Consider the following 18,130-nt stretch of genomic DNA (forward strand, 5'->3'; position numbering starts at 1 on the left):
TGACTCAGTATTTATTATAGAATTGGTTATTAACTAAACAACTTTACTTGTATGTATAAAATACTAATTTTACTGTTGATAGTGTTGCCACTTAGGTTGCTTGCAACCGAGATTGAAATTGTTGCAGATGTAAATGGTGAACCAATTTCAAATTTAGATATCGAAAAACGCATCAACTTTATAAATTCATTGTTTGGCACTCAAAGTGTTAATCAAAAAGAAGCAAAGCCTCAAGTGCTTAGGGAGCTAATAGACGAAATTATCATTATCAATGAAGCACAGAGGCTGAATATAAAATTGAGCAACGAGGAGTTAGATAATGCTATTATGTTATTTTTAACCCAAAGTTTTAAACTTAAGGCTAATGAAGTTGATCAATACATAGAGAAGCATAATATAGATCTTGGTATTTTAAGAAAACAAATAAAATGTCAGTTACTGTGGAGCAAAATTATTGAAGTAAGAATTGTGCCATTTATTAATATAAGCGATAAAGAAGTAGATGATGTAAAAAGGCAAACAGAAAAGCCGGATTATCTTATCACGTTCCAAGAGTTTATAATTCCTGATCAAAAAGACAAGGACGTTTATGGTATAGCTGAAGATTTAGTAAAAAAATTACGCAACAGTAATAACCCAGAATCTCCAATAAAGATGCGTAAAGCAACAGTTAATTTAAGTCAGCTAAAAGGAAAACTCAAGAGCGTTTTAGAAGGATTAGAAACCAGCGACATAGCAGGTCCATTCAGTTTCAGTGAAGGTTACTCCGTTATAAAAGTAATAGATAAAGTACAACTTAATCATGCACTGCTGGAAAGCACTTTAAAATTAAAACAGATTGTGGTTGAAGGTTCAGAAAGTTTATTAGATAATCTCAAGGAGCAAAAGGTCAGTTGTTTAAATTTTGATAAATTGGCAGATAATTTTAAGCTGCCAAACGCAAAAGAATTTGAAATAAAAATGCGAGATTTAAATCCTGATTTACAGATTTTATTTAGTAAAACAAGTGTGAATGAAATAGTAGAATTGAGAGAAAATGGCACTGCAAAGTTGATGATGTTGTGTGATATCAAGAGTAATGTAGCGGGTATAGAAGCAATCAAACAGAAAATGTACCAACAAAAGATTATGATACAAAGCAACTTGTTATTAGATGATATGCGTAAAAATGCAGCTATCAGTTATCGGTATAGTTGAAGTCAGAGAGTGTCCTTGTCTTTGTGTATAGAACTATATAAATTACTTTGTTCTATAAAATTTCAAAAAATTTGAACAAATGCAGTTAAAATAGCACATGAAGAATATAATGCTAATTGGTGGTGGAGTTGGAAATGCAGTGTTATTTTCGATAGGGAAGGCATGTCTTGAAAATAATAACAAGGTTTTGTACTTTGCTGGCTATAAGAAGTTAAGTGATGTATTTAAACGAGCACTGATAGAGCGTGCATCAAATGCAGTAGTTTGGGCATGTGAAGAAGGATTGATAGAAACAAGCAGAGATCAAGATAAATCCTTTCATGGTAATATAGTTGATGCAATAGTCTCTTATCAACAAGGAAGATTAGGTATTAATTTGAACGTTATAGATAAAATTATCACTATTGGTTCTGACAAAATGATGAAAGCTGTGAATGAAGCTAGAAAAACAATTTTAAAGCCATATCTGAAATCAGGCCACATAGCGATATCATCAGTTAATTCTCCTATGCAGTGTATGATGAAAGAAATCTGCGCTCAGTGTGTGCAGCAACATATAAATGCGAAAACAGGAGAAAGGAGTTTTGTTTATAGTTGCAGTAATCAAGACCAGGATATGGGGTGTGTTGACTTTGACTTTTTAAGTGAGCGCTTGAAGCAAAATAGTTTACAAGAAAAACTTACTGCAAAATGGATAGATCATGTTCAAAGATATTAAACAGCACAAAAAGGAAATAAGAGAGCAATATAGAGCTATAAGAAAAGATATTGATGAAAGTTATTCCAGTTATGCGGCAAATTCCCTTATTAATCTCTTTAATCAGAACTTAAGCTACGTTAAAGGCAAAACAATAGCAGCTTACATTCCAATGGATGAGGAAATAGATGTTGTGCCTTTGATGCATAGTTTACTCGATTTAGATTATAAAGTAGCAATTCCTAATAAAAATAAGTTACTAAAATTTGAGGAATGGAACGAAACAAATGAAGATGTAATTCCCGACACAATCATTACTCCTGTTGTTGCTTTTGATGATCATTTTAATAGATTAGGTTTTGGCGGTGGTTGGTATGATACAATGATAAAAAAATTACGGCCGCTTGGAAAAATATTTATAGGTGTAGCCTATGAGAAACAATATTGTAAAGATTTACCTGTAGAAAAACATGATCAAAAATTGGATATTATAATCACTGAGATGTGTGTTAGATGTGGAAGTGGATTGCTCAAAAAAGTGGATAAAAAGGAGTAGCGTAACCCCACTTTCTGATAGTAATTTTTGCGTAAAAAAATGCATCAACTTGGTCCTGTGATTCCTCCTTCACTAACTCGTGCAGCACTTGAAATACCTAAGTGAGAATTTGGCTTCATTTCTTTAACTTTATCATCAACTATTTTTTCCACTTTCTCTATTTTATTATTACCACTGGCCATAATTGCAGGTTGAAAATCTTTCATCAAATCTAGCAATTTCTGCATATCATCCTCTTCATGAGTACTGAGGCCCTTTTCCAGAAGTCTGCTCATATTATCTTCTGAAAAATTTTTAATAACTCCATCACTTATTAACCCCTTTATAGCTGCTAGTTGCTCTTTACTTCGGAGCATTTTTGTTACCCTAATCTTATCCTTAGCGTCTTTTATTTTATTTTCTTCTAACTCAGAAGAGTCTACAATGAGTTGAGTCAATTCCTTATATAATCTATCAAAATTATTCTCTCTTTGTGTAAGCCTAGGCAGCTTATCTATTAAATCTTTACGTGAACTTTCTACTGTTTTTCCTGCTTCAATCACTCCTTCTTTTATTTTTTCACCTGCCTTTACTATACCTATTCCTGCATAACGTGCTCCAATACCTACAAGTGCTATTAATGTAGCAAGCACAATAAGTGGAGAAAATGCTGCTCCTAATACCATTACGGCAGAAGCTATTCCAATTTTTTTATTTGCAGATGCTGATTTAAAATAATTGACTAGATTGTCCAGTGGACCTTTATTATTATTTATAACATTACTTATTGCTTGCTGATTAACAGATTTTAACGCCTCTTCTATTATTTTTGAGTCAACATTTTCAGAAGTTAAACCTTTAAGTGCTTCTTCAATGAGTTTTATAAATAATTCTTTATTTACCTCCTTTTGCAAGCCTTGGTCATTAATCGCTAAACCTAAATCTTTGAGGTTCATCTCTTTAACTTGTTCTGATAGGGTTGTAAATAACTCTTTTTTCCCCTCTTGTGAGGATTGTGCAATACTTTCTATTATATCTGAAATAGCTTTTCTTAGTTCTGGATAGTCAGTGTCAAAAAACATACTATTGCTAGATTCCATATTCAGCTTCGTTGATTATAAATATGCCTAATTATACATACTAATCATTAATTATATTATAATTGATATAACATACCCCTTTCCAAATATAGAATTTGTATTAAAATATCTAGATTGTATGAAATCAAGGTACTTTATGGGTGAAAAAAAATTAAAAGCTGCTGTGGTCTTATCAGGGTGTGGTCACCTTGACGGTGCAGAGGTAAGAGAAGCGGTTTTAAGTTTGCTTGTGCTTGATCAGCAGGAAGTGGATGTTAAATGCTTTGCACCTGACATCAATATCACACAAGTTATGAATCATAAAACAAAGGAGGCAGTGAAAGAAAAAAGGAATGTACTTGTGGAAGCAGCAAGAATCGCAAGAGGCGAAATATATGACTTAAAAGAAGCCAAAGCTGAAAATTTTGACATGCTAGTTGTACCTGGTGGATATGGGGTTGCAAAAAATTTGTCTGACTTAGCTGAAAATAAAGACATGGTGACAGTAATGCCTGAATTTGAAAGATTAGTTTCAGAATTTTTTGTTACAAAAAAGCCAATAGGAGCGATATGCATATCTCCAGCCATCATTGTTTCAATTTTAAGTAACAAGATAGGTAAAGAAGAAAGTAAGGTTAAGGTAACTATAGGAGATGACAGAGAACAGTTGATAGAAAGGCTTGGCGGCGAGCACATAAAATGCGATACAGAGTTATCAATAGAAGACGAAGAACATAATGTATTTTCCTGTTCTGCTTATATGCGTAGCGACGAAAGTACATACTCTGTATATCAAGGGATAAAGCATATGATTGACAGCATGGTAAAAAAGATTAACAAAAAAACTAAACAGCCATTCCTCTAAGATATAGTAATTTAGACTTCCTTACACAATTAACTGTTGAATTTTACATTCTTAGCTGTATTATAGCTAAAGTGCTCTAGGTTTACTGACTATAACGATATGGCGTAGGGCTTTAGCTCTTTTTTTATAAACGTAAGGTGTTTTATATGTCAGACCTTTTCTATATTGAAGCTACGTGTTGTGTGGACGGTCAGTGTGATGTCTATACAGGGGAAGTGAGTTTTAATGATGTCATGTTAGGCAAGTTCAGTCTAAATTCGTGCAGCGGGAAAGAAGCTATGATAAATCTAGACATTATTACATTCGATATTAATATCGCTATTGATGGTCAAAATGGAAAGACAATAAAAAAAGACCTTAAAGGTCTTGAATTTGTAACTAAAGATAATGGTTCTTGGTATATTAATAAGGATTTTGGTGATGATAAATTTGAAGTTGTAGTAAAGCAATCATAATTTTACATCTCAGGTGTAACATTTAGTATAGGCGCTATTCTATTTATAATGTTCTTTACTATAGGCGCAGCAATTATTCCCCCGGTATGGTGCATCCCTTGAGGCTCATCAATAGCAATTAGCACTATGTACCTTGGGTCAAGCATAGTTAGCACTCCTATAAATGATGCTATGTTTGCATCTTTGCTATATTTACCATCTACAACTTTTTCCGCCGATCCAGTTTTTCCTCCTATTGAATATGCCTTTATTTTTGCTTTTCTGCCAGTGCCATCTGTTACTGCTGCACGTAATAATTTTCTCATTTCCCTGGAAGTTCTTCTTGAGATAATTTGCTCTCCTATACTTCTTTTATTCAACATCAAGGTTGCGTTATGAAATATCCCATTGTTGATTAATGCTGCTGCAGTTTGTGCAAGATGTATAGGAGTTACAGCTATGCCATAACCATAAGATGCTGTTATTAAAGTGTTTTCACTCCATTTATCCGGGATTATCGGTGTGGATTTTTCTGGTATTTCTATTTTCAAAGGAGAAAATAGCTTCATAGCTTTAAAGTATTCTACCTGTTTTTCAATACCTAGTTTGACTGCAATTTTTGCTGCACCAATGTTGGATGATTTTACAAATATATCTTGCACAGTAATTTTTGGAATTTTAGATTTATGAAAATCCTGAATTTTATACTTTCCAATGGTGATTGGTGTTGATACGTCATATAAATCGCTAGTTTTTGTAGCGTTCGCATCAAGCGCTGCGGCTATTGTAAAGTATTTTAATACCGACCCCATCTCATATACCCCAAGACTGGCGCGATTAAACTTTTGTACGTCTTCTGCCTTATTCTGTAAGTTGGGATTAAAATCAGGTAGGCTGACCATCGAGATGACTTCACTATTTCTCACATTTAAAACAATTCCTACTCCGCCAAGTGCCTGATATCTGCTTACAGCTTTAGTTAGCTCTTCATGCACTATGCTTTGCACTCGTGTATCTAAGGATAGTTGAACATATTGATCAGCAGAGCGTGACCATCCCTGTCGGATGACAGAAGATTGTGCAGAAGCTTGGTCTGGTGTCATTCCAGTGCACTGACACTGGAATCCAGTTTTATGCGCAATTTCATCACAAACATTGTTTTTGACATATGTTTCTGGAATCCGTTGTTCATCACGTAATTTGTCAGTATTTTTATATCTGGATCCCAGTGTCACGCACTGGGATGACACCATCTGTTGTGTGGGGAATTGCTGTGCAGGAATTGCTTTCAAGTTGCAACATTCATACAACTGTATATCAGGTACTTGGATAACAGAATGTTGTTTGTTTTTACTTATATATGCCTCAACTCCTGCAATACCGTTGCCATCTATGTCAGTATAACCAAGCACGTGTGAAAATAAATTACTGTGAGGATATATACGCTTTATGTCGTCATAAAAATTTACTCCTGGTACACCAGCGTTTTTGATCGCTAGTAATTCTTTTGGAGTCAAGTGCCGCTTTATCCAAGCAAATTTCTTTTCTGAAGTAAGTACTCTATATAAGTTCTTGTATTCGAGGTCATGCAAAGTAGAACACAGTTGTGCTGCTATACTTTCCGGATTCTTTACTTTGGTTGCATCTATATATAGTGATGTTGTGGGCACATTTGTTGCTATTACCACTCCATTTCTATCTAAAATATCAGGTTGTTTATGTACTATATTATCTTTTCTAAAATTTTCTGAAGTAGTAGGTTGATCAAATGTTAAAGAGAATATGCGAAAAATAATTATTATATAAAATATAAATAATGGTACTATAAAACACAGTGAGCGGAGCTTATTTTTAAGTAATGCTTGCATATTTACTTGATTTGACAAAAATGGAAATCATCTTAGCTGAACCACGAGGTTTTTGTGCCGGGGTAAAAAGAGCTGTGGACATATTAGCTATTACTTTAGAAAAATACAAAAACGAGCGCCAAGTTTATGTGCTACACGAAATTGTTCACAATAAATATATAGTAGAGGACTTTAAGAAACAAGGAGTGGTTTTTGTAAGCAGTATCGAGGAAATTGAAGATAATGAAGGAATACTGATCTTCAGCGCGCACGGAGTATCAAAAAATATAGAAGATGAGGCAAAAAGAAAGGGTATTCAAGTGATTGATGCAACATGTCCTTTAGTCAACAAAGTGCATAAAGAAGCAAAAAGGTATGAAAACAGTGGTAAAGAATTGATTCTCATTGGGCATGAAAACCATCCAGAAGTTAAGGGAATTAGAGGAAGAGTAAACAATCCTATCATTTTAGTGCAAACTTTGCAGGATGTATATGATTTAAAGGTTAAAGATCCAGATAATTTGTCTTATGTTACACAAACTACGTTAAGCATCGACGATACTCGCGACATTATTGCTGCCCTGAAATTAAGGTTTCCAGGCATAACAGGTCCAGATTTAAAGGACATATGCTATGCAACGCAAAACAGACAAAATGCTGTTAAAAAGCTAGCTGAAATTGTAGACATGGTATTAGTTGTAGGAAGTAAAAATAGCTCAAATTCAAACCGCTTATTAGATCTGTGCACTGCCAGAGGAAAAAGAGCCTACTTGATTGATAATTACAGCTGTGTGAATAAAAGCTGGTTTCAGGGCGTAGAAAAGATAGGAATCACTGCAGGTGCTTCCGCTCCTGACATATTAGTTGATGAATTAATAGACTACCTAAAAGTAAACCTGAGTGTAAAAATTTCAGTTATGCCAGGTGGTATTATTGAAAATGTTCAGTTTAAAATACCGAATCTGGTTTAAAACACAACTTATCTACTAAGCTTCTCTTGAAATCACACAAACCAGCATCTATAGCTAAGACGTCACACCGCGATTCATTAGACTTCTTGCATAACCATATAACAAACTTTTATTGGGAATAGAAACGAAAAAACTTACTTGACACCCTTCGCCAGCGCCCTTATCATGATAGTGAAGCTATTGTATTTGCTTTCGCCAATCTGCAGATTAAAAGGTAAGGATTACTTAATGTATCGGCGTCTTATGTTCAATTTTTTGCAGTATATAGATACTGTATGTCTTTACAAAACTTCATCTACATCTAGATTTTTATCTAAATAAGCTGAACGCGCTTATAAAGCGTTACAAGACATCAAAAAATGCCAATACTCGACAGAGATAGTAAAAGACTAGCTAACTCGGGGATTCTTTGTCTTTTTTTCTGCTTAGTAAATTTCTTAAACATTTGCAGCGTAAGTTAGTTGCAATTAAAAGCAGCTGAATTTCGCTTGTCAAGCGTTTAAAACATAAAAAACGCCAATATTTTAAAGCGGATAATAACCCCAGGGCTTCTTTTGCCTTTTTTTTTGTTTGGTAAATTTCTTAATGTTTGTGGCTGAACGACAACCGTCATCCCGCTACTTGTTAGCGGGATCTCTTGTTAGCGGCTGAGATACCGCGAATGAATCGCGGTATGACGGTTCGCGGCGGCATGACGATAAGGTTTATACCTTGTCATCCCAGTGCCCAAACACTGGGATCCAGTTTTCTTTACAAATTCACCAAAAGTGTTTCATTCTATAACATAAAACCCATACTCACCAAATCCAATGCATTACTTGCAATTAAGTTTCCTGGATCCCAGTGTCTGGGCACTGGGATAACAAAGGAGGACGTTATTCCAGTGCCAAGCACTGACCATTTCTGGTCTCTTAAATTGCAACTAATCTAAGTATTAAAAAATTTACCAAGCGAAAAAAAAGGCAAAAAAAGCCCGATGGTTGGCTAGTTACTTACATTATACTTTCAAGTATGGCGTTTTTTTATTCTAAACGCTTAATAACCGTGACTCAGCCGCTTTTAAGCCGCAACTAATCTAAATTATAAACGTTAAGAAATTTACTAAACAGAAAAAAAGGCAAAGAAACCCTAGGGTAGCTAATTATTCACTATCCATTTTTTAAGTTGGCGTTTTTTGATGTTTTAAATAGCGTATTTCAGCTTGTGTAGCTAGAAATTTGATAAAGACATGAGGTGCACATAGTGCAAAAAATTAAGCATGATTTACGCCAAATACATTAAGTTTTTTTGTCATTAATCCACTGCAGAGATTGCGAAGATAAATAAATAGCTTCAGTTTCATGATAAGGGGGCTGGCGAAGGGTGTCAAGGAAGTTTTTCGTTTCATCCAATGCGCTGCCAAAAGTTTGTTATGCAAGAGATCCCATAAATTGGGTGTCATAATAACTACACCCACATTAATTTTGGTGTACGTGACCTTGAAAGATCGTGATTCAATACTTAAATTATTAGGGTAGTAGGCAAATAATGGAGCTCAAAATGCATAATGTACAAGAAACTGAAAATTTAAAATTTGACGCTGAGGTAGGGAAAGTACTGAATATAGTGATTCATTCACTTTACACCAATAAAGACATTTTTCTGCGTGAATTAATATCAAATGCATCAGATGCATGTGATAAGTTGCGCTATGAATCTCAACTAAACCCTAATTTGCTAGATTTGAGTGACGAATTAAAAATCACTATCAGCTCCAATAAAGATAAGAACGAGCTATATATCACTGATAATGGCATTGGAATGAATAGACAGGATTTAATAGACAATCTTGGTACAATTGCAAGCTCTGGTACGCAAAAGTTCTTGGATGCGATTAAGAATAGCAAGGATTCAAGCCAAACTGTGGAGCTGATTGGGAAGTTTGGTGTTGGTTTTTACTCAAGCTTTATGGTTGCATCAGAAGTAATAGTAGAATCGAGAAAAGCTGGAGAAGAGGAGTCTTGGATCTGGCAATCCAAAGGAGATGGGGAATATTCAATCAGCAAGTCAGATAATCAAGTCCCTCGCGGAACCAAAATTACGCTCATTATGCATCCTGAAGAAAACGAGTTTTTAGATAAATTTCGTGTTGAAAATATTGTCACTACTTACTCTGATCACATAAATTTTCCTGTTGAATTTATAGACGAAGAAGGAAAAAGTGAAAAGTTAAACAGTAAGGCTGCAATTTGGACTAAGCCAAAAAATGACGTTACTCAAGAGGAGCACAACGATTTTTTCCGCAGTGTTGCTCACGTTGGCGGGGAGCCCTGGATGATATTGCATAATAAAAATGAAGGTGCAATAGAATATACAAATTTGCTTTATGTTCCTTCTATAAAACCTTTTGATTTATTCCATCCAGATAGACGTTGCTCTGTGAAGTTATATGTAAATAAAGTATTTATCACTGAAGATAACGTACAGATTATACCACAATACTTGCGTTTTCTGAAAGGCGTGGTTGATTCACCGGACTTGCCTCTTAATATCAGCAGAGAAACGCTGCAGAATAATCGTGTTGTTGAGCAGATCAGAAAATCTCTCACTAAGCGTGTGATATCAGAGCTCGGTAAAAAAGCAAAAGAGAATTTAGAGGAATATACAAAATTCTGGACCAATTTTGGTGCAGTTTTAAAGGAAGGTCTTTGTGAAGCTATGCCAACTGATGAGAGAGAGGCGCTGCTCTCAATTTGCAGATTTCATAACACTGGTGATGGGAAATTAGTCAGCATTGATGACTACATAAGCAGAATGAAGCCTGAGCAGGAACATATCTATTATCTCACCGGAAATAGCCTCGATTCAGTGAAAAACAGTCCGCAACTTGAGGGATTCGTCAGTAAAGGACTAGAAGTGCTCCTATTTGTTGATCCAGTTGATGATTTCTGGACTAGCGTGATTCATGAATATAAAGATCAGAAAATCAAGTCTGTAACCCGCGCAGATGTTGATTTGGAAAAATTCTCTTCAGAAGAAGATAAGACAGATGAAGAAAATAAATCGAATGGAGAAAAAACTGAGGAAAATACGGATCTTATATTGCAATATTTTACCACAGTGCTCGGAGATTCAGTAAAAAGCGTAAAAATTTCCAAAAAATTGACTGATAGTCCCGTATGCCTAGCGGTTGATGAAGGTGCTATGGATCTTCGCATGGAGCGTTTTTTGCGTGAACAAAAGCAGCTAAATTACCGCACGCCAAAGGTGCTTGAAATTAACACTAAGCATCCTGTAATAAAAAGTATAATGAAATCTCACGCTGAAAATGGTGAAAACCCAACATTGGAGGACATGGTTCACTTATTGTTTTACCAAGCTTGCATCGTGGAAGGCGAAGAGATGGATGACGCGAGCAGCTTTGCTAAGAGACTGAATAATTTGCTTGGCAAGATTTCTGTTTAATGCTATACTTAGTTTAGTTATTAATTAGGGGTAAAACATGTTTGGTCCAGGTGTTAGAGACTTTGTATCACAGGATACAACTTCACAGGGCCAATCAAATTCTGAAAGATTAATCAAAAGTTGGCATGGTTTTGAAAAACCAGATTCTGAAGATTCAGGTATTGAAGAAGAGTTTGAAGTTTTAGATAGCGAAAGTCAAGAGATACCAGCTACTCCATGTAGCACACCCCCTGAAGATCTAAGTTTAGAGAATGCAATACTTGCAAACTTTCCTGATGGTTGTGATAGGTCGTTTACTGTAGAGTTAAAAGATGAAGATTCATATGGTATCATTCCTAAAAACTTAACTTTTGCTGAGATTATAAATATCTTAAATCAAGCTATACAAGAAGATAATTGTGAAGAATTAGACAAGGTTGTACAAAATATTGAAGATTATGAAGGCAGGTCTATTACGCTGGATAATGAAAATCTCAAAGATTTCTGTTCAAATCAACTTAATTTGGAGTTACAAAACGGAAGCAACCATCAACATATATATTCAAATGTACTATCACAATATAAATTTGATCAAGAGGGTTTCAAGTATGATTATTCAGTAAAAGAATTGGTACTATTGGCAATTGCAGCTAATGACAAGCTAGTAGAGCAATATCAGGATTTTCTTTTTGCTGAAGGAAATTTAAGTCTTTTACCTCTCCTTGTTGGTGGTCAAAAATATATTGAAGCTTTTATAGAAAAATTCCATGGTACCGATGGAGTTTATGGAAGATTAAAAGATCAAACTATACAACTTGTCAAACCTAATAAGATTGGTTTTTTCTCAGTTATAGCATTAAGAAAAGAGCAAGAATTATTAAATGCAGTTTTTGTCGAATACGTTTTAAGAGATTTTGGACAGGTGTTAAAAACAAGTAATCCTGATTCTTTGTATGGTGTGCTTGAAACAGCGTCTCTGATCAAAAATGAAGAATTCATCACGATAGTGCTAGATGCATTTGAAAGATATATTAATGAGCTAACTAAAAAAGCCTCAACAGAAGAGTTATTAAAAAAGAGCTTTGCTACCTTGTTAGAAACTGCGATAAGCCAGGAACACACATCTGTCATTGAATACCTGTGCAAACGATACACTAATAGTGCAGATCGTGCCATTTACGATGTATATGAACAAGCATTTGCAGATGATAAAGTTATTACAATACTAGGGCAACAAATCCTGAAAAACATAGGAGCTCGTGGCAGAAAAGAAATTTATGATTTAATTCTGAAAACTGCATTGGATGCTGGTAATATTGCATTTATCGAGCACTTGTGTGAAAAATGTGCTAAATGCAGCAATGATGTTATCGGCTATCTCAATCAAAAATTTAAAAATAACGAATTTGATAACATACACGAATCAATCCTCATTGCATTGTCTAATGTTGAATACACAAACACAGACGTTATAGTCGAGGTGCTTTTTTACACTAAAGAAATCCATCAAAACGTATCACATAATGAGCAAGTGATTAGGCCGGTCATACAGAATATACTGAAAAATGCAACACACTACTCAATAGGCCAAGAAGATTACTCCTTAGTCAAGGAAGTATGTTACTTATACACAGAAGAGGGTGCAATTAACGTAATTTTTCAAGAGGAGTGTAAGATTTTTAAATCTAGCATAGAAAAGCGCATAGAAGATCTGGAAAAGGAAAACAAATTATTGCAATCTGAAGCTTTACGTGAATATAACAGCCGTCTTCCAGGTATTGTAAATGGATTAGTTCAGACTGCTTGCATAGTGTATGATGAATACACTAAAGATCCAAAAGACAATAAACGTCAAAAGAATATTGATCTAATATTCAGTTTAATGCAAATTAGAAATATTCTGCAATTTTCTATTGATGTGCAAAAATATTCCTGTCATGAACGTCAAGATTTGTGGGATGAAATGTGCCAAACTCCTGGAACTTTTATAATACGAAAAAGAAGTAATAACGTTGCAGATGAATTAGAAATTCCAGTTATAACAAGTGACATTCTATCAGAAAATCCAGGACTTGAAAGTGCTGGCAGTAAGCAGACAGAAAAAAATATTGTGGACAGAGGAAAAAATATTATGAACAATGAAGAGGCTTCAATAGAGGAAGCTATAGGTAATAATTATGAGGAGGGTGAAATGGATAAAAGAAGCAAAAAAAAAGGTGTTACGCTACTTGCTAGTTTTGTTAGAAAAAAGATTAGTGAAATTATAAGCAAAGGTAATGATAACTTAAACTTAGAAGAGGAATTTAAAAATGTCCTGACGTTTGACAATCGTGATTCTGTACTAAAATACGCGAAAAGTCAAGAAGGTCCCTTTAAGGATAAAGTAGTAGCTTTTTTAACCCTACAAAAAAATAAGAAAAATGGTGCTCAAATCAATGGCAAGCAGTCTACTAATCCAGGAAATGGAAGTATTACTGCAGCACAAAATACGCAAAAGAGTAAGTGGCCTACCGTAGCTACATGGACGTTCGCAGTAGCTGGAATACTTGCAGGGGCTGCTGCACCGGCTGCATATTTTGCTTTTAGTGTTAGCTTGCTGACAACAGGAATAATAGCAGGTGTTGGAGCTTGTTGTCTGGTTGCCGCTGCAATTATATACTACTGTACACCTAAAAGCCAAGTTGAAAACAACGAGGTTGAAAAATCTTTCAACACGGGGAAAGTACCTACTGCCGTACATGTATAATAAATATAGTAGTTTACCATTTAATAATTTATTATAATTATGTTAATTATCGGTAAATAAGGACTTGGTAAACTACGAAGAAATATTCTTGAATAAAATAAAAGATATAAAAGATGAGGGGCGCTACCGTGAATTTACGCACTTTGCGTCATTGCCAGGTAGGCTCCCCCACATTATGGACTATGAAAGAAATAGGGAAGTAATCGTCTGGTGCAGTAATAACTACTTAGGAATGTCACAAAACGAGAAAGTTATTGCCGCCATTCAAAATTCATCAATTGGTGCGGGGGGAACAAGAAATATATCTGGTACAACAAAAGAGGTTGTCGAACTTGAAAAATCCTTAGCTTGTTTGCATAAAAAAGAGGCTGCTTTAACTTTTGCTTGTGGCTACCTTGCTAACCAGACTACACTTAGCACTTTATCGTCTATTATCCCAAATGTAGTAATTTTTTCAGACGAGAAGAACCATTCTTCAATGATAGAAGGCATAAAATCAGGAAAAAGACCAAAACATATATTTAAACACAATGATGTTGATCACTTAGAGCAGTTGTTAAAATCCGTAGACACAAAAACACCAAAGATAATAGCACTTGAATCTGTATATTCAATGGATGGCGATGTAGCGCCGCTTGAAACGATATGCGATCTTGCAGATCAACATAATGCAATCACCTATTTGGATGAGGTGCATGCAGTTGGCATGTATGGTTTACATGGTGGCGGAATTGCAGAAAGAGAAGGCCTGATGGATAGAATAACCGTCATTCAAGGTACACTATCGAAGGCTTTTGGAGTGATGGGTGGGTATATAGCGTCTTCAAAGAGCTTGGTAGATGTAATAAGAAGTTCCGCTCCAGGATTTATTTTCACCACTGCTATGTCGCCTGTTTTAGCAGCGGCAGCAAAGGCAAGCGTTGAACACCTAAAATCGAGCAACATTGAAAGGGAAAAGCAAAAGCAAGTCGTTGAAAAAGTAAAAAACTCACTGAGAAATACAGGAATTAACTTCATTCCAACAGAAACTCATATAATTCCAATAATAATTGGCGACCCAGAGTTATCCAAAGGAGCATCAAAATTATTATTTGATGAGCATGGAATATACGTTCAACATATAAATTATCCAACAGTGCCAAGAGGAACTGAGCGTTTCCGTATTACCCCTACACCTTATCATACTGATGAAATGATAGAACATTTAACAGAATCTCTTGTAAAAGTTTTCGAAAAGTTGTCTATCTCTGTAGCCTGTTTATCCTAATTTAATATCGCCAGCAATAATCAATCCGTTGTCTTCCGTTAGCCTTCCACCGCTTTCTTGCAGAAAAAGTCTACCGAGCAAGGCTTTATATTTGTTAACTCCAGAGTAAACTGCTCCTCTGTGCCTTCCTGCTGCAAGGTACGCAAAGCCTAAAATTGTTGAACCGATGGAGCGTACATTACTATTGCCAGGCAGCAATTTATTTAATAAATTACCACTTACATCTATTAGACCCCCTTCACGGCTTTTCACCCGCATTTTTATATGACGAGATCTAAAGTCCTCAAGAAAAGCACCTTTCTTTTCTTCTGCCCAAAAAGTTTCTCTAAGAGCCGGAGCATCAATTACAGCTGCCACAACTTTATTTTTATGAATGAGACAGACTGATACTGCAAAATAAACCATGCAACTAGAAAAGTTCTCCCTGCCCTCTATAGGCATAATAAACCAAGTATAACCGTTATCTTTTATTTCTTGGTCAGTATCATCTTCGGAAATAAACCCATAGTCTCGTTTGTAGTCGTGCAAGCAATCGTATATGGTTTGCTTGGATTTTGAATAAGTTTTATTAATGAAGTCTGCTGATTTAACATTAGAAATTTGCAATTCATTAAAATCGCGCATAAGCTGCCTGGAAGCACTACGCACAGAATCAAGCATCACATTAATTCGTGGTGATGAGATGGACATTCTTCCTTTTACTCTTTCACTCTTTCATAATAGCTGTCACCTGGAGTATATACTACAATTTTATCCTCTTCTTTTATAAATTGAGGCACGTTAACGCGCATTCCGTTTTCCAAAATTGCAGGCTTATAAGAAGCAGTAGCAGTTTGTCCTTTAATAACAGACTCTGTTTCTTTCACAGCAAGTGTAACATAATCAGGCACATGCGCAGAAATTATTTTGTCTTGATAAGCTACAACTTTAATTTTCATGTTATCCTGTAAATAAATTTTTTTTTCTCCCAATAAGTCCAAATTTATAGTGATTTGCTCGTAATTACTTGGATGCATAAGATTTACAATGTTTCCTTCAGTGAAAAGGTAAACATATTCCTCTTCATCTAAAATTGCCCTTCTGATTGTTGCATCAGAACGAAATCTTTCATAGTGTTTTGCTCCGGTCTTGATATTTTTCATTTCAGCTTGTATGTATGCACCACCTTTACCAGGTTGAGTATGCATAATACCTACAACCAAAAATAATCCGCCGTTATGTTCCAACACCTGACCTGGTCTAATATCGTTAGCTCTTTCTGCCATAATTACATTTTCAGTTTGATCTTACAATTATAAATAGCTTTATATAAATATCAAAGTCTTTATTAGTCAATAAATTCTGGTATATTTAATACTATATACCTCCCCTTTATATTTATATGTGGAAATATCTCTTTAGTGAAAGACAGCATAATACGTTTTTTTGTGCTGATAACTAAAATTTCTAATATATCCCCTGAGCCGAAATTATACACAGATTTTACATAGCCATATAATTCATTACTTTTCAGCCTTACTTCCATATCTACAAGGTCACTTTGGTAAAATTCATCCTCATCATTTAGCTCTGGTAACTTGCTTCTTTCTATATATAGCTTCTTATTCCTTAAAAGCTCTGCTTCATTACGGGAATTTACTCCGCTTATTGTAGCTATTACTAAATTATCACCTATGACGGATACTGAGTCTATTTTATAATTCTCATCACCACTTATTAGCTTACCATATAAGAAGATATTTTCAGGCTTTTCAGTAAAGGTTTTTACTTTAACAGCTCCTTTAATTCCGTGAGGAGAGGTAATAATTCCTAAGCATACCAGATTGTCGTTCATATTAATGCAAGTATCTAATCAGAAGATTTCTCAGATAAATATTGAGTCAAAATCTCGATGCCTTCATCAATCTCTTTTTCAGTGATAATGAGTGGAGGTAAAATTCTCACAACGTTATCTGATGTTACCCCAACAGTAAGCAAGCCGCGATGACTTAACTCTTCTGCAAACTTTTGATTGTCTGCTTTCACTTTTATTCCAAGCATTAACCCTTTCCCTCTTACTTCCTCTATTATTGGAAATTTACTTGCTAAGTCTTCTAGTTTATTTTTTAAGTATTTACCTCTAATTTCAACATTTTTCAAAAAGCCGGGGCTGAGCAATTCTTCGAGCACAGCATTACCTACTGAGGTTGCAAGCGGATTGCCACCAAAAGTGGAACCGTGCATACCGACCGCCATATATTTAGCAGCATTTTCAGTCGCAAGACAAGCCCCTAGCGGAAACCCGCCGCCTATTCCCTTTGCAAGAGCACATATATCAGGTTCCACTCCTATATGTTCGTATGCAAATAATTTTCCTGTCCTGCCAGCACCGCATTGCACGCAATCAAAAAATAACAATATGTCATTTTCATCACACAGCTTTCTTAGTTCTTTCATAAAGACTTCATTCATTACTTTGATACCACCTTGCCCTTGTATTGGTTCTATTAATATAACGCCTATACCACTTGAAATTGCTTTCTTTACGCTCTCAATATTGGGCTCGATGTTATCACACCAATCAATGTAGGGATTTAGTAATTCAGAAAATTTCTGTTTATCGTTTGTAGCACAAGTTAAAAAGGTTCTTCCATGAAATGCACCAAGGAATGTTAAAATTCTGTGACGATTTTTATTGCCTTTTCCATTTTGATAGATCCTAGCAATCTTAAGCCCACATTCTACTGCCTCTGATCCAGAATTTGAGAAAAATACAGTGTCAGCGAAACTGTTGTTTATTAATTTTTCTGCAAAATTATTGGCAGCAGGTATATTATAGGTATTTGATATATGCCATAATTTTTCTCCTTGCAATTTAAGAGCACTAATTAATCGCGAATTAGTGTGACCTAAGCTACTAACGGCTATTCCGGAGTGAAAATCTACGTAGCGCTCACCATCAACATCATATAGGTAGATACCTTTGCCATGAGAAAAATTTATATTAACAGGAGAATAAACTGGCAAAATAGGAGAAATTGTCATAAAATATTATATGCTAAATTTTATTATTAATAACATAAAAACCGT

General features: G+C 35.1%; 16 protein-coding genes. 10 read left to right on the forward strand and 6 right to left on the reverse strand.

Going from position 1 to position 18,130, the window contains the following annotated elements; genetic code table 11:
• Nucleotides 1-51 precede the first annotated feature (51 nt).
• From OOK97_RS01680 to OOK97_RS01690, 3 genes are all read left to right on the forward strand, one after another.
• Nucleotides 52-1,197: a SurA N-terminal domain-containing protein gene (locus OOK97_RS01680; RefSeq protein WP_182309700.1), complete on the forward strand. Its 1,146-nt coding sequence runs from the start codon at nucleotides 52-54 to the stop codon at nucleotides 1,195-1,197.
• A gap of 97 nt (nucleotides 1,198-1,294) precedes the next feature.
• Complete coding sequence (locus OOK97_RS01685) at nucleotides 1,295-1,915, forward strand: ferredoxin reductase domain-containing protein (protein ID WP_006279429.1); 621 nt, start codon at nucleotides 1,295-1,297, stop codon at nucleotides 1,913-1,915.
• Nucleotides 1,899-2,450, forward strand: coding sequence for a 5-formyltetrahydrofolate cyclo-ligase (locus tag OOK97_RS01690; RefSeq protein ID WP_264705477.1), 552 nt, complete (start codon nucleotides 1,899-1,901; stop codon nucleotides 2,448-2,450). The genes OOK97_RS01685 and OOK97_RS01690 overlap by 17 nt, the downstream gene beginning before the upstream one ends.
• 44 nt (nucleotides 2,451-2,494) lie before the next feature.
• Here the strand turns inward: OOK97_RS01690 and OOK97_RS01695 are convergent, their stop codons facing one another.
• Nucleotides 2,495-3,529 carry a hypothetical protein gene (locus OOK97_RS01695; protein WP_264705478.1) on the reverse strand — a complete coding sequence of 345 codons (1,035 nt, stop codon included), beginning with the start codon at nucleotides 3,527-3,529 and terminating at the stop codon, nucleotides 2,495-2,497.
• Between the two features lie 136 nt (nucleotides 3,530-3,665).
• Between OOK97_RS01695 and elbB the strand changes: the two genes are divergently transcribed.
• Nucleotides 3,666-4,373 carry an isoprenoid biosynthesis glyoxalase ElbB gene (gene elbB / locus OOK97_RS01700; protein WP_264705480.1) on the forward strand — a complete coding sequence of 236 codons (708 nt, stop codon included), beginning with the start codon at nucleotides 3,666-3,668 and terminating at the stop codon, nucleotides 4,371-4,373.
• 146 nt (nucleotides 4,374-4,519) lie between these two features.
• Nucleotides 4,520-4,828, forward strand: coding sequence for a hypothetical protein (locus tag OOK97_RS01705; RefSeq protein WP_264705481.1), 309 nt, complete (start codon nucleotides 4,520-4,522; stop codon nucleotides 4,826-4,828).
• Between the two features lie 2 nt (nucleotides 4,829-4,830).
• On the opposite strand, the gene OOK97_RS01710 is transcribed toward OOK97_RS01705, so the two are convergent.
• The gene (locus tag OOK97_RS01710) at nucleotides 4,831-6,675 is read right to left on the reverse strand and encodes a peptidoglycan D,D-transpeptidase FtsI family protein (RefSeq protein ID WP_264705482.1); all 1,845 of its coding nucleotides are present in this window, start codon (nucleotides 6,673-6,675) and stop codon (nucleotides 4,831-4,833) included.
• 20 nt (nucleotides 6,676-6,695) lie between these two features.
• Between OOK97_RS01710 and ispH the strand changes: the two genes are divergently transcribed.
• The 5 genes from ispH to hemA all read left to right on the forward strand — a co-directional run bounded on the left by ispH (nucleotide 6,696) and on the right by hemA (nucleotide 15,061).
• Nucleotides 6,696-7,625, forward strand: a complete 930-nt coding sequence (gene ispH / locus OOK97_RS01715) for a 4-hydroxy-3-methylbut-2-enyl diphosphate reductase (RefSeq protein ID WP_264705647.1) — start codon at nucleotides 6,696-6,698, stop codon at nucleotides 7,623-7,625.
• A gap of 637 nt (nucleotides 7,626-8,262) precedes the next feature.
• Entirely contained in the window at nucleotides 8,263-8,556 is a 294-nt protein-coding gene (locus tag OOK97_RS07510; RefSeq protein WP_244226830.1) for a hypothetical protein, read from the forward strand.
• A gap of 608 nt (nucleotides 8,557-9,164) precedes the next feature.
• Nucleotides 9,165-11,069 carry a molecular chaperone HtpG gene (gene htpG / locus OOK97_RS01725; RefSeq protein ID WP_264705483.1) on the forward strand — a complete coding sequence of 635 codons (1,905 nt, stop codon included), beginning with the start codon at nucleotides 9,165-9,167 and terminating at the stop codon, nucleotides 11,067-11,069.
• A 37-nt stretch (nucleotides 11,070-11,106) separates the two neighbouring features.
• Nucleotides 11,107-13,794, forward strand: a complete 2,688-nt coding sequence (locus tag OOK97_RS01730; RefSeq protein WP_264705484.1) for a host RNA manipulator TomO — start codon at nucleotides 11,107-11,109, stop codon at nucleotides 13,792-13,794.
• A 64-nt stretch (nucleotides 13,795-13,858) separates the two neighbouring features.
• Nucleotides 13,859-15,061 (forward strand): 5-aminolevulinate synthase, encoded by a 1,203-nt coding sequence (gene hemA, locus OOK97_RS01735; RefSeq protein ID WP_264705485.1) that lies wholly within the window; start codon nucleotides 13,859-13,861, stop codon nucleotides 15,059-15,061.
• Here hemA and OOK97_RS01740 read toward each other — a convergent pair.
• The 4 genes from OOK97_RS01740 to OOK97_RS01755 form a co-directional block, all read right to left on the reverse strand.
• Nucleotides 15,053-15,751, reverse strand: coding sequence for an inositol monophosphatase family protein (locus OOK97_RS01740; RefSeq protein WP_182321100.1), 699 nt, complete (start codon nucleotides 15,749-15,751; stop codon nucleotides 15,053-15,055). The genes hemA and OOK97_RS01740 overlap by 9 nt on opposite strands.
• An 8-nt stretch (nucleotides 15,752-15,759) precedes the next feature.
• Nucleotides 15,760-16,326 carry an elongation factor P gene (gene efp, locus OOK97_RS01745; RefSeq protein WP_006279719.1) on the reverse strand — a complete coding sequence of 189 codons (567 nt, stop codon included), beginning with the start codon at nucleotides 16,324-16,326 and terminating at the stop codon, nucleotides 15,760-15,762.
• Nucleotides 16,327-16,388: 62 nt separating this feature from the next.
• Nucleotides 16,389-16,895: a ribosome maturation factor RimM gene (gene rimM, locus OOK97_RS01750; RefSeq protein ID WP_038250708.1), complete on the reverse strand. Its 507-nt coding sequence runs from the start codon at nucleotides 16,893-16,895 to the stop codon at nucleotides 16,389-16,391.
• Between the two features lie 14 nt (nucleotides 16,896-16,909).
• Nucleotides 16,910-18,085, reverse strand: coding sequence for an aspartate aminotransferase family protein (locus OOK97_RS01755; RefSeq protein ID WP_264705487.1), 1,176 nt, complete (start codon nucleotides 18,083-18,085; stop codon nucleotides 16,910-16,912).
• Nucleotides 18,086-18,130 lie beyond the last annotated feature (45 nt).

It is taken from the genome of Wolbachia endosymbiont (group A) of Gymnosoma rotundatum, assembly GCF_947250765.1.
Classification (GTDB): domain Bacteria; phylum Pseudomonadota; class Alphaproteobacteria; order Rickettsiales; family Anaplasmataceae; genus Wolbachia; species Wolbachia pipientis.

What these genes read in the sequence shown, in the direction of transcription:
- efp (WP_006279719.1), bottom strand. Translation starts at nt 16,326, where the DNA reads ATGGCAGAAAGAGCTAACGATATTAGACCAGGTCAGGTGTTGGAACAT.
- ispH (WP_264705647.1), top strand. Translation starts at nt 6,696, where the DNA reads ATGGAAATCATCTTAGCTGAACCACGAGGTTTTTGTGCCGGGGTAAAA.
- OOK97_RS01690 (WP_264705477.1), top strand. Translation starts at nt 1,899, where the DNA reads ATGTTCAAAGATATTAAACAGCACAAAAAGGAAATAAGAGAGCAATAT.
- OOK97_RS01755 (WP_264705487.1), bottom strand. Translation starts at nt 18,085, where the DNA reads ATGACAATTTCTCCTATTTTGCCAGTTTATTCTCCTGTTAATATAAAT.
- OOK97_RS01685 (WP_006279429.1), top strand. Translation starts at nt 1,295, where the DNA reads ATGAAGAATATAATGCTAATTGGTGGTGGAGTTGGAAATGCAGTGTTA.
- OOK97_RS01680 (WP_182309700.1), top strand. Translation starts at nt 52, where the DNA reads ATGTATAAAATACTAATTTTACTGTTGATAGTGTTGCCACTTAGGTTG.
- OOK97_RS01705 (WP_264705481.1), top strand. Translation starts at nt 4,520, where the DNA reads ATGTCAGACCTTTTCTATATTGAAGCTACGTGTTGTGTGGACGGTCAG.
- rimM (WP_038250708.1), bottom strand. Translation starts at nt 16,895, where the DNA reads ATGAACGACAATCTGGTATGCTTAGGAATTATTACCTCTCCTCACGGA.
- OOK97_RS01710 (WP_264705482.1), bottom strand. Translation starts at nt 6,675, where the DNA reads ATGCAAGCATTACTTAAAAATAAGCTCCGCTCACTGTGTTTTATAGTA.
- OOK97_RS01695 (WP_264705478.1), bottom strand. Translation starts at nt 3,529, where the DNA reads ATGGAATCTAGCAATAGTATGTTTTTTGACACTGACTATCCAGAACTA.
- htpG (WP_264705483.1), top strand. Translation starts at nt 9,165, where the DNA reads ATGCATAATGTACAAGAAACTGAAAATTTAAAATTTGACGCTGAGGTA.
- elbB (WP_264705480.1), top strand. Translation starts at nt 3,666, where the DNA reads ATGGGTGAAAAAAAATTAAAAGCTGCTGTGGTCTTATCAGGGTGTGGT.
- OOK97_RS01730 (WP_264705484.1), top strand. Translation starts at nt 11,107, where the DNA reads ATGTTTGGTCCAGGTGTTAGAGACTTTGTATCACAGGATACAACTTCA.
- OOK97_RS01740 (WP_182321100.1), bottom strand. Translation starts at nt 15,751, where the DNA reads ATGTCCATCTCATCACCACGAATTAATGTGATGCTTGATTCTGTGCGT.